Annotated in this window: 9 protein-coding genes; 4 read left to right on the forward strand and 5 right to left on the reverse strand. The window is 31.0% G+C overall.

All coding sequences use genetic code 11. The annotated features are described in order from the left end of the window. Positions 1 to 54 precede the first annotated feature (54 nt). On the reverse strand, positions 55 to 894 hold the full coding sequence (locus OCU47_RS13985; protein WP_261829220.1) for a helix-turn-helix transcriptional regulator: 840 nt from the start codon (positions 892 to 894) through the stop codon (positions 55 to 57). A 171-nt stretch (positions 895 to 1,065) separates the two neighbouring features. Here OCU47_RS13985 and OCU47_RS13990 point away from each other — a divergent pair, with 171 nt between their 5' ends. Next, complete coding sequence (locus tag OCU47_RS13990) at positions 1,066 to 2,217, forward strand: iron-containing alcohol dehydrogenase (RefSeq protein WP_261829221.1); 1,152 nt, start codon at positions 1,066 to 1,068, stop codon at positions 2,215 to 2,217. A gap of 185 nt (positions 2,218 to 2,402) precedes the next feature. Here the strand turns inward: OCU47_RS13990 and cooS are convergent, their stop codons facing one another. The 3 genes from cooS to hydF all read right to left on the reverse strand — a co-directional run bounded on the left by cooS (position 2,403) and on the right by hydF (position 6,191). Beyond that, complete coding sequence (cooS, locus tag OCU47_RS13995; RefSeq protein ID WP_261829222.1) at positions 2,403 to 4,289, reverse strand: anaerobic carbon-monoxide dehydrogenase catalytic subunit; 1,887 nt, start codon at positions 4,287 to 4,289, stop codon at positions 2,403 to 2,405. Between the two features lie 61 nt (positions 4,290 to 4,350). Continuing rightward, entirely contained in the window at positions 4,351 to 4,764 is a 414-nt protein-coding gene (locus tag OCU47_RS14000) for an RrF2 family transcriptional regulator (protein ID WP_261829223.1), read from the reverse strand. Between the two features lie 179 nt (positions 4,765 to 4,943). Continuing rightward, on the reverse strand, positions 4,944 to 6,191 hold the full coding sequence (hydF, locus tag OCU47_RS14005; protein WP_261829224.1) for a [FeFe] hydrogenase H-cluster maturation GTPase HydF: 1,248 nt from the start codon (positions 6,189 to 6,191) through the stop codon (positions 4,944 to 4,946). Between the two features lie 475 nt (positions 6,192 to 6,666). On the opposite strand from hydF, the gene OCU47_RS14010 reads away from it, so the two are divergent. From OCU47_RS14010 to OCU47_RS14020, 3 genes are all read left to right on the forward strand, one after another. Continuing rightward, on the forward strand, positions 6,667 to 8,064 hold the full coding sequence (locus tag OCU47_RS14010) for an aspartate ammonia-lyase (protein WP_261829225.1): 1,398 nt from the start codon (positions 6,667 to 6,669) through the stop codon (positions 8,062 to 8,064). Positions 8,065 to 8,682: 618 nt separating this feature from the next. Further along, positions 8,683 to 9,891, forward strand: coding sequence for a glycoside hydrolase family 5 protein (locus tag OCU47_RS14015; RefSeq protein WP_261829226.1), 1,209 nt, complete (start codon positions 8,683 to 8,685; stop codon positions 9,889 to 9,891). Positions 9,892 to 10,172: 281 nt separating this feature from the next. Further along, the gene (locus tag OCU47_RS14020) at positions 10,173 to 10,679 is read left to right on the forward strand and encodes a flavin reductase family protein (protein ID WP_261829227.1); all 507 of its coding nucleotides are present in this window, start codon (positions 10,173 to 10,175) and stop codon (positions 10,677 to 10,679) included. A gap of 199 nt (positions 10,680 to 10,878) precedes the next feature. On the opposite strand, the gene OCU47_RS14025 is transcribed toward OCU47_RS14020, so the two are convergent. Continuing rightward, a complete protein-coding gene (locus tag OCU47_RS14025; RefSeq protein WP_261829228.1) occupies positions 10,879 to 12,813 on the reverse strand; it encodes a sensor domain-containing protein in 1,935 nt (644 codons plus the stop codon). Positions 12,814 to 12,943 lie beyond the last annotated feature (130 nt).

Consider the following 12,943-nt stretch of genomic DNA (forward strand, 5'->3'; position numbering starts at 1 on the left):
GAGTCACTGAATTAGCAATATCCGTACGCTAACTCAACAACCCTATACCTATATTTAATATGTATCATTATATTTTAAACTATATTGTTTTGGAGTAATTCCAAATTTATTTTTATATAACTTTATAAAATGTGAGATATTTTCATATCCTAAAATATATGCAACTTCTGTTACATTTTTTACTTTTAACAATTCTTGAGCTTTAGTAAGCTTTAAATTTGTAAGATATGAATTTGGACTTATCCCTACTGCTTTCTTAAATTTCATTGAAAAGTTAGTAAGCGACATATTAAGAGTAAATGCTATTTCACTTACAGTTATGTTATCTAAAATATGCTCTTTCATCAAGCAAATAGCTTTTTGAATGTCAGAAACTGATTTTTCCTTGGTTGAATTATGAAGTACTCTGTTTTTGAATAGATTATAGGTTATTTCTTGAGCATATAAATCAATAATGAATTCCTTATTTTTATCACTACTACTTGCTGTCAGCGCTAGTCTATTTACTGCATGACTTATATTAGAATCCTTTATTACTGGTATTGAAATTTCGTTTATATTTACTTCATCTTCAAAATCCAAATTAATTTTATCATTAATTTGTGTAATTAACCTATCTGAAAGCTCCAAAACCATAGCTTTAGTAGGTTTTGTGATTTCCATATTGACATCGGAATTTGGCTTAAGTAATATAAATTGATCTTTCGAATAGGTGATTGTATCTTCATTATTTATTTTAACTTTTTTTTCACCATTAATAATGGTACACAGGCGGTTATATTCATAGGATCTATATTTATCACTATAATAACTATCGAAATCATAATACATGATACGTAAATATTCTGTTTCCAACCCATCCATTAATTCTAAATTTCTATCAAACCTATTCATCATTCACCTCAGCAAATAAATTTCATACAAAATTATATCATAGTACAAAGATCTAATGAAAGATATATTGTATTTGAAATTTTAGCTATTTTATAGAAAAATAGATTAGTTAATTATTTTTGCTTAATGTATTATATACAATATGGTGTAACAACAAAGGAGGAATTATTAATGGGATATAAATTTTTTATGCCTCCATTAAGTTTAATGGGAAAAGGATGCCTTAATGATGCTGGTGAAGAATTATCATCTCTAGGACTAAAAAAAGCTTTAATAGTAACAGATAAATTCTTACTTGAAATAGAATTAGCAAAAAAATTAACAGATGTTTTGGACACTAATGGAATAGATTATGCTATCTACGATGGTATAAAACCTAATCCTACAGTTCAAGCAGTTGAAGAAGCCTTTGATATGCTAAAAGAAAACAATTGTGATTTCGTAATATCATTAGGTGGTGGATCTGCACACGATTGTGCTAAAGCAATTGCTTTACTAGCAACTAATGGAGGAAAAATAGGTGATTATGAAGGTGTAAACAAATCTTCTAAACCTTGTATGCCTCTTGTAACAGTAAATACTACTGCTGGCACTGCAAGTGAAATGACAGTATTCTGCATCATAACAGATGAAGAAAGACATATAAAAATGGCCATTGTAGATAAAAACGTAAATCCAATTATGGCAATAAATGATCCTGTACTAATGATGGCAATGCCAAAATCATTAACTGCAGCAACTGGTATGGATGCACTAACTCATGCTATTGAAGCATATGTATCAACATCCGCAACACCTGTAACAGATGCCTGTGCATTAAAGGCTATTTCAATAATAAGTACTTATTTAGCAAAAGCTGTAGATAAGGGTAACGATGAAACAGCTAGAGAACAAATGGCTTATGCTGAATATTTAGCTGGCATGGCATTTAACAATGCAAGCTTAGGATATGTTCACGCTATAGCTCACCAATTAGGTGGATTCTATAACTTACCACATGGAGTATGTAATGCTATATTACTGCCACATGTTCAAAAATACAATTTAGAAGTTTCCCATGAAAAACTAGCAGATGTTGCAAAAGCTATGGGAGTAAATACTGATAATCTTTCTTCAATAGAATCTGGTAAAAAAGCTATAGAAGCTATAGAGCAATTATCATCTTACATCAATATTCCAAAAGGATTAGGTGAATTAGGTGCTAAAGAAGAGGATATACAAACTTTAGCTGAAAATGCTTTAAAAGATGCTTGTGGACTTACAAATCCTAAGCAAGGTTCTTTAGAAGATATAATGAACATAATAAAATCAGCAATGAATTAAATTGCAGCCACTAGTATCCAGATTATATTTCCTTACTGGTTAATAGTCGCTGGTATACTATTAATTATATAAAACCCTAAACCCTACAAAAAAAGACCTACTATAATGCAGGTCTTTTTTATATATTAATATAATTTACTTGCTTGCCTTGTAAACTAATTATAATCATCCACTAATTACAATTATTATAGTAATCCTAAACCATTCCTTCTGTTAAGAATGATTTCTTCCAAACGGTCAGCTGCTTTCATTACATCCTCTTCAAGAATTAATTGACCACCAGTTAAATCTTTTAAATCCTCAGTTAATACCTTAGTTACAACTTCACTTCCAGTAATAAATGGGGGAATCGCAAGATGTAATGGAAGACCTAACGCTAACCCAAATGCACCATCCGCAAGAGCCTGCTCTTCCAACCATTGAGGTGCAGATAATACTAATGGAAGTTGTGGAATATCTATTCCTAAATACTCTGCAAGTTGTGATGCAACAATTTCAAGCCTTCCAATTGCTAGACAAGGTCCAAAATTCAATACTGGAGGAATTCCTAAGCTTTCACATACTTCCTTCAAGTTATCACCTGCAAGACTAGCAGCAGATGGTGACATTAATCCTACATTTTCTAATCCTCCGCTAGAACATCCTGCTGAAAGAACAATTATATCTCTCTTTATAAGTTCTTTTGTCAATTCCACTGTAAATACATCATGTCCTTTTGCAGTAAGATTTGAACATCCAACTACCCCAGCAACCCCTTTTATTTTACCACTAGCAATTAGATCAACTAGAGGTTTCCAAGTTCCACCTAAAAACTCTCTTAAAGAATTCTCACTTACTCCTGTGACAACATCGTCAAACCCATGTTCCATTGGTATACTTATCTTCACGTTCTTTCTTCTACTTGAATAGCTCTTTATTGCTTCTTCAATAACATTGTCTGTTATTAATTCTCTATCTTCATAGGCATATTTAATATAATCTGCATTAGCCTTCTTTGCCACATCATCAAGACATATCATCTTAACTTCAAACTCATCTGCAATAGGTTCTATTCCAGGAAGCGTACAATTAAACTCTGAAAGAATTATATCTATTCCACCTGTAGAAATAAGGGCTTCACTTGTAAAATTGTTTCCTGCATGTCCTGAAAAAACTTCTTTATAGTGCTCACCTCTAAGTTGTAGATCTTGTCCAACACATGTACATCCAACAAGTCTAAAACCTTTTGCCCCAACAGCTTTTGCCTTAGCAGTAATATCTTCATCTAAAAGTCTATCTTGTAAATGAGCTATTATTGAATGTTGATGACCTGTAATCATTATATTTATATAATCTGTGTCGACTACCTTAAAACCAACCTGCGCTTGACGTATTACAGGTTCTCCAAGCATAACATCATTTAAAAGATTAGTTAAAGTAAGTCCATATAAACCTGTAGAGATTCCTAAGTTTAAGCAATTTAATAACATATCCACTGGGTCACTACTTAAATTAGTTGAAGTCTTAACTATAGCATCAAAAACCTCTGATTTTGCTCCACCGGGTAGAATGTCGAGTTTCTCCCAAACCTTAACCCTTGGTGCATATGCTATTTTCTTAACAAGCTCCATTTTCTCATATCTAGGCTTATATAAATCTCTTAAAACTGCATCTGACACAAGAACTGCTTTCTTATGTGTATCTTCTTCATTTATCCCAAAAATTTCAGCTAGATGATTTAAGGTATCAACACCCTTAATAATTCCTTTATTTTCTCCAGTTTTCTTTAAGTTTAATGCAGTATTTTCAACTATATGCAAATAGCATCCAGAACCAGCTGCTACAGCTCTTAAGAAATTACGAGCAACAATCGTATCTGCATTAGCTCCACATACCCCACGAGGAGCTTTTGGTGTTATCCTACATGGGCCATTTGAACATAAACGACAGCAAACCCCTTGTAGACCAAAACCACATTTAGGACTTTGGCTCTTCACTCTGTGATGAGAAGTTTCTACCTCTGAATTAGCAATAAAATTTTCTAATACCTTATCAGCACTACTACATGATGTACAATTTCCACAAGTATTCATTAAAAATATCCTCCTTATACTATACCTTTTTGGTATAGTTTTAATTATATAAAATGGGGAATTAGTATTTCCCCTCTTTTAAATCTTTGAAATTAATATTTGATAATTGTAAGACAAGACTTTCTTGTACCCCTCCAAGAGCTCTATGAATTTCACACTTATTGCCTTTTCTAGCATTACAATAAGCAGGATCATAAATACATCTATTTACACAAATAGGGCCATCAATAGCTTCTATAACATCTCTTAATGTAATTTCTTCTGGGAGCTTATTAAGTGAATAACCACCATTAACTCCTCTATAGGATTTTATAATTTCAGGTGCAATAAGTTTCCTTAAAAGCTTTAACAAAAACCTAAGAGGAAGTCCCTCATGCTCAGAAATTGTCGCTGCATCGACCTTTGCACCATATTCCAATTTTGATAAATAAAGTACTACACGTAAACCATAATCTGCTTCTTGTGTTATTTTCATAATATCTCCTCGAAAGTTTACTCATTTGGTATAGTTTTAATATATTATTTTTATTTTATTTTGTCAATAACCTTGTTATGAAAAATTTATATTGGTGGATTATAGAAAAAGTAAGGTTAGTATATGCAACATTAACCAAGTTGTATATACTAACCTCCCTATAAACTATCAAAAAAACTTTATAAATTCATTAAATCATCTTCATCATATATGGCTTTTGCCAATGGAAATGGTTCAAGAGCTCTTTCTAAAATTCCTTGAACATATCCTATTAATACTCCATAATTAACAATTGGAATCTCGCTTTTAACCGCATTATCAATTCTTGAAAGCATAGCTGCTCTATTTAGCATACAGCCTCCACAATGAATTATAAGCTTATACTTTTTAACATCTTCAGTAAATGAATTTCCTGAAGAATATTCAAAGTTTATTTGCTTTCCAGTCATTTGTCTTACCCATCTTGGAATTTTTACGGTTCCAATATCATCACATTGTCTATGATGAGTGCACCCCTCTGAAATCAATACACTGTCTCCATCTTTTAAGCTTTCTATGGCTTTAGCTCCTTTTACAAGCTCAATAAGATCACCCTTATATCTTGCCTGCAATATTGAAAATGAAGTAAGCATTATATCTTTAGGTGTGTCCGCAGATGCTTTTAAGAACACCTGTGAATCAGTTATAACAAGCTTAGGTTTTTTCTTTAAGTTTTCTAAAGTCTCTCTTAATTCATGTTCCTTTGTTACTATAGCTATTGCATCGCTCTCTATAATATCTCTTATAGTCTGTTGTTGCGGAAGTATAAGTCTTCCTTTAGGAGCTGCCTTGTCTATAGGTGTAACAAGCACAACTATATCTCCTGGGCTTATAAGATCTCCTACTAATTTAAATTTATCTTCATTATCTGGAATCAAATCTATAATATTTTGCTTAAGTTCATCTATACCACTCTTGTTTAATGCTGAAACAGAAACTACTGGAACAGCAAACTCTTTTTGTATATAATTAATTTCTTCTTTTGACATACCTCTTTGGTCAGCCTTATTAAAAATGCAAACCATAGGTACTTTCTTTTCCTTTAATTGATTTATAATATCTTTATCTTTTTCAGTAATTCCGATAGTACTGTCTATTACTACTAAGGCAACATTGGTTTTTGATAAAACTTCAAATGTTTTCTTTTTTCTTGATTCTCCTAATTCACTCTCATCATCAAGTCCTGCTGTATCAATGATCATACAAGGCCCTATAGGAAGAATTTCAATAGCCTTATAAACTGGGTCTGTAGTTGTCCCCTTTACATCAGATACTATAGAAATTTCTTGATTTGTAAGTGCATTTATAATACTAGATTTTCCTGCGTTTGTCATTCCAAATAGAGCAATATGTACTCTTTCTCCAGAAGGTGTTGTATTTAAACTCATTTCATTACTCCTTTGATTTTGTTATTTAATATTTCTCAATTTTGTTTATTCACACATATATACCTTCTTCTATTATAATATAAAATATAAATATTGTAATAGAGTTTCCTCAATATCCCTCTGTATATAAAGATTATATAACCCTAATTTTTTGCTAAATATTCTTTGAAGAATAATATATTAGAATACAAGTATATTTAGGTTTTTGATTTGCATATAGAGCTATTCCATCTAAATGTTGGTAAAAAAATGTCGAATTTTTGTAACTTGTCCACCAAAATTTCCACCAACATTATTATGGAACAGTTCTATATAGACTCTGATTATATATACTATACTCTATTAACCCCAAATGACAAGTTAAACTAAATAAACTATCTAAACACAAAGCATCAATACAATATCATTGATATAATATAGCCTATTAATGATATAATACTATTAATGATATAGAACATTTAAGGAGTGTTGCATTTTGAATTATAGATTAGAACAAGATTTATTAGGTGAAAAAAATATAGCTAATTCTACATATAGCGGAATAAATACAGCAAGAGCCTTAGAAAACTTTGACTTAAACAGTAAGGCTGTAAACATAAACCTAATAAAAGACATTGCTCTTATAAAAAAAGCAGCAGCAATGACAAATATGAAATTAAAGTTGCTTGCTGCTGAGAAAGCTGAAGCCATAATAAAAGCAAGTGAAGAAGTCATAGAAGGAAAATTTGATAATGAATTTAGAATCAGTGCATTTCAGGGTGGAGCTGGTACTTCTACCAATATGAATGTAAATGAAGTTATTGCTAACAGGTCAATCGAATTACTTGGTGGTACTAAAGGAAATTATGATCTTGTACATCCACTTAATGATGTTAATATGTCACAATCAACCAACGATGTTTATCCTTCTGCCCTTAGAATCGCTGCAATACGTCTAATAAGAAAACTTAGCAATTCTTTGTCTAGTTTGCAAGAAGCTCTTCAAATAAAAGAAAATGAGTTTTCAGATATAATAAAGCTGGGTAGAACTCAATTAATGGATGCTCTTCCAATGACAGCTGGACAAAGCTTTGGAGCATACTCAAAGGCAATCGAAAGAGACAGGTGGAGAATATATAAGGTTGAAGAAAGGTTACGACAGATTAACCTTGGTGGCACTGCAATAGGCACAGGACTAAATGCTACAAATAAATATGTATTTATGATGACAGATACTATTCAAAACCTTACTGGTCTTGGTATAGCAAGATCTGACTATCCTATGGATATCACACAAAACTGTGATATATTTGTGGAAACCTCTGGATTATTAAAATCTTGTAGTGTAAATCTTCTCAAGATTTCAAACGACTTAAGACTTCTTAATTCTGGTCCTCGTGGAGGAATAGGAGAAATAATTCTCCCTAAGATGCAGACTGGTTCAACAATCATGCCAGGAAAGGTAAACCCAGTTATTCCTGAAATGGTTGCACAGGTCAGCTTAAGAGTAATTGCTAATGATAGTGCAATAACTTCAGCAAGCTCTATGGGACAATTAGAACTCAATGCATTTACCCCACTTATAGCAGAATGCTTGCTAGAATCCTTAGAACTTCTTGATAAAAGTGTTATACTCTTCAAGGAAAAGTGCATAGATGGATTGGAAATGAATGTAGATAGATGTCTAGAAAATTTAGAAAAATCGCTAGTTTCTGCAACTGCTTTAGTTCCATACATAGGTTATGATAAGGCTAGTTCAATCTCAAAAACAGCCCTAGTTACAGGTAAAACCATAAGAGAAGTTTTATTAGAAGAACAAATGCTACCTGTGGATATTATAGATAAGATACTATCACCTACTGAATTAATAAGAACTCATATATCTGGGAAGTAGCATACCCTTGTATATATTGTAAAAGCAGAAAATTTTAGCCAGCAGAGTTAATGTGGCTGAATGGAGGATAATTCTCTCTATAATTTAAAAACGAAAGTGCAGTGTTTAAAATATTGCTATAATTTAAGCACTGCATTTTCATTTTTCCCACAATCTAACATTTGGTATATAGTGCCATTAATATAATTATTAAAAACAATATTATGTATTCTAATAAATAATATAGAATACTACGAAAATCGATGATTTTTGGCAAAGTAATCAAAATTTTAACATTTAACTCATCATTTTTGATTACTTTTAAAATTTTACATTATGATAAAGTCTCTATAATATAAAGTTATAAATGGACAATCTATTATAAACTTTTTTAAGAAATGAGGTTGATAATTTAACATGCTAAAAAACTACTAAGAAAAAACGAATCACCATTCAAATCAAGTTTTAGCAAATTTTACACTTCTAATAGCAGCAATATATACAAAATATCTCTTAAATTCTCTCATAACTCATAATATCAAACACCTTAATCATCACATTTTAATTTTGTGGTGTTACTTTAGCGAGTCTTTTGTAAACGATTACCATAAGGAATTAAATTTTGGAGGTATATTTATAATGACAAAAATTAAATATTTTATTCTAGCTGTAATTTTCCTTGTAGTAACTGCTGTTCCTGGTGGAAGTTCAGTTGCATTGGCAGCTACTATATCTAATTCTAACTTTACTCAACTAAATTCTTCTCAAATAGTTTCTGCTATGGGTGCTGGTTGGAACTTAGGAAATCAACTTGATGCCAATTTAAATGGTACTCCTAGCGAAACAGCTTGGCAAAATCCAGTAATTACACAAGCACTTATACAAAAAGTTAAAGCTGCTGGTTTTAAAACTATACGTATTCCTGTCTCATATTTAAGTAAAATAGGAAGTGCTCCTAATTATACAGTTGATCCTGCGTGGTTAGTTAGAATTAAACAAGTTGTTGACTATGCTTATAACCAAGGTTTATATGTAATCATTAATATGCATGGTGATGGATATAAATCAGTTAGTGGTTCATGGTTATTATGCGATTCAAACGACCAAGGAACTATTAAAACAAAATACCAAAAAGTTTGGAAGCAAATTGCTACTACCTTTGCAAGCTACAATGAACACTTAATTTTTGAATCAATGAATGAAGAATTTGATGGCACCTATGGTGCACCTAATACTACTTATTATGCAAATATTAATGCTTACAATCAAATTTTTGTTGATACTGTAAGACAAGTTGGTGGAAATAACAGTTCAAGATGGTTATTGATTCCTGGGTGGAACACAAATATTGATTATACAGTAGGTAACTATGGTTTTAAACTTCCTACTGATAATTATAGATCAACTTCAATTCCAAAATCTGAAAAGCGAATAATGATATCAGTTCACTACTATAGCCCTTGGGATTTCTGTGGTGACGAATCTGGAACAGTAACACAATGGGGTGCAACATCTACTAATGCTAGTAAGAAATCAACTTGGGGACAAGAAGATTATTTAAATTCACAATTCCAATCAATGTACAATAAATTCGTAACTCAAGGATATCCTGTTGTAATCGGTGAATATGGATCAATTGATAAAACAAATTTCGATTCAGCTAACAATACTTACCGTGCAGCATTTGCAAAAGCAGTATGCTCAACTGCTAAAAAATATAGCTGTGTACCTGTTTACTGGGACAATGGACACAATGGCCAATATGGTTTTGGATTATTTAATAGATCTAATTGCACACTAACACAACAAGGAATAATCGACGCTATAATGAGTGTTATGAATCACTAATAATTCTTTTATCATAGAGAAAATAGTAGCCACCATTATTAAATGGAGCTACTATTTTAGTTATTTGATGAACAGCATCTTTTAAATCTTATATATCCATAAATTCTAATATTTATGGAAACATAATTGTGCGTACTTCAAAATTCTAAATTTAAGAGTTATAATTCACATATATAGAAAGAGCTATTTAAACACAAAATATTAGTATAACTGAGTATATACTATATGTGAAAATCAAAAAGCTAATCTTGATACAAAAAATAGTTAAAGGATGTGTTCTTATGTCAAATTATTTTACTGAAAATATTGAAGAAGGATTAAACTACTTACACAAACAAGGTGCTTTTCTTACAGCCAAGGCTGGTGATGTTGTTAATACCATGACAATATCTTGGGGAAGTATAGGCTTTGAATGGAGAAAACCAGTATTTACTGTGCTTGTTAGAAAATCTAGATACACCCATGAACTTATAGAAAAATCAAAAGAATTTACTGTAAGCATACCTCTTAATGATAAGATGAAATCTCAATTAGGACTATGTGGAAGTAAATCAGGCAGAGATATAAATAAGTTTGAAGCTGCCACTTTAGAATTACTTGATGGAAAAACTGTATCTACTCCAGTAATAAAAGACTGTGAGCTTCATTATGAATGCAGGGTTTTATATAAGCATGAAATGAGTGCTGATTCAATGGATGAAGAGTTCAAAACAGCTTTCTATAATGATGATGATTATCATACTATGTATTTTGCTGAGATAGTTGACTGCTATAAATTAGAAAAGTAATATACGAAAATAGTAGCTCCAATACAATTTGGTTAGCTACTATTTTTCTTATTATAATAAATTTTAAAAAAACAAAACTACAGCTGAAATCTTTCTCACAGCCCTAGTTTTTATTGTTAACTTCACTACTATATCTTTTTTATTCCTCCATAGCAATAATGCACCCACCGTTCTAGTAAATAGATAAACAATTAGTGAATTATTGTTCTTGTTGTATATGCTTCTCCAAATCTGAACAACAAAGTGGTTTTGAAAATAAATATCCTTGTATCTTATTACATGAACACTTTTCTAAATATTTTAATTGATCTTCTTTTTCTATCCCCTCAGCAACCATAATCAACCCAAACTTATGACCAAGCGTAATAATAGACTCTACAATAGAAGTTTTACTTTCTTCATCTATAATATCATCAATAAAAGATTTATCAATCTTTAAGGTAGTTAATGGAATAGTTCTAAGATATGAAAGTGACGAGTATCCAGTACCAAAATCATCCAAGGCAATCTTAATCCCCATATTTAATAACACTTGTAATTTTCCAATGCTTATCTCTGGTGACTGCATTAACACTGATTCAGTAATTTCAAGTTCTAATAAATTTGGATTTAATCCTGTTTCCTTTATGATACTGCACACAACTTCTGTAAAGTTATCCTGCAACAATTGCATCATAGAAATATTTACAGCCACAGTATAATTTGTATTAAATTTAGCATTTAATCCGCTGATATAACTACATGCAGACCTTAATATCCACTCTCCTAAATGCACAATAAAACCTATTTCTTCAGCAATACTTATAAAATCTTCTGGAGACACAAGCCCAAGTTCAGGACTATTCCACCTTACCAATGCCTCAAAGCCATCAATTTTCTTACTTTTCAAATCTATCTGTGGTTGATAATAAAGAACAAATTCATTATTTTTCAATGCCATCTTTAAGTATTTTTCAATATTAACTCTTCTTAATATTTTATCATTTAGCTGTTCGTTGAAAAAGTAATATCCATTCTTACCTCTTTCCTTTACTTCAAACATAGCCATATCAGCACATTTTAGTAGCATATCCAAATCAGTCCCATTATCAGGGAACACAGATATCCCCATACTAATCGTCACATTTATAATATTTTCATCTATAACAACAGGCTCACTAAAAGCTTTCAAAATATTATCAGCCAAAATCTCCAACTGCTCTCTGTCTGATAAATTTTCAATATAATATATAAACTCATCTCCGCCAAACCTGAATAGTGAAATATTTTCATTTGAAAAAAACATCAATTTCTTACTAACTTGAACAAGTAGTTTATCTCCAATAATATGTCCCAAGGTATCATTAACAAATTTAAAATTATCTGTATCAATGAACATCATTGCTCCAAAAACTTTATCTTGTCTTGCATTGCCAAGATGCTCTCCAACTTTTTTATCCAAAGATAGACGATTACATAAACCTGTCAAAGGGTCATGATAAGCCTGATATTCTAAATTATCTTGATATTTCTTCAATTTGGTTATATCTGAAATTGATCCAATTATCCTGCATGGCTTATTATTACTGTCAAATACAATCTTCCCTTTAATATTAAGCCATTTATATTTTCCATCCTTTGTTTCTATACGAAGAACATCTTCATAGTAATGACTTTTACTTTTAAAATAATTATCTATTTCACTTGCTGATAAAGACAAATCTACTTGTTTGAGCAAACTTAAAATTATCTTCTTTAAATTAAAATAATTTTTAGTATCATATTCTAGCATCTTGTATCCTCGAGGTGCTAAAAACATTTTATTAGTGTTTATATGCCAATCCCATATAGCATCATCAGTAGCTTCTACTACAAGTTTATATCGTTCCTCACTTTGTATAAGTTTATTTTGAGAAATAACCATATCATTATATTGACTTCTTAATTCTTCTTCTTTTGCTGCTAATTCATCATATATCTGCATAAGAGTAGTGTTGCTTTTTTCTAGCTTCAATTTCATTTTCTCTACTCTTCTTATATATATCATTAAAATAGCAATGAATCCAAGCAATAAAAACAATATGCCTAAGGTACTACATACAAGTCCACGATACGTTCGAAAAAAAGCAAGTGGCTTGTCTCCTATTTCATGCATAAATATTTCCCCCTTATATTATGCTTTAAATTAATTTCAAATAATCCATCCTTTATTATATTATTGATTTCTTGGTCACACAATATGTTTTTTTGACATTTTTCTATGTTTTTCAAATCTAGTGGGGAAA

The sequence above is a fragment of the Clostridium sp. TW13 genome (assembly GCF_024345225.1).
Classification (GTDB): domain Bacteria; phylum Bacillota; class Clostridia; order Clostridiales; family Clostridiaceae; genus Inconstantimicrobium; species Inconstantimicrobium mannanitabidum.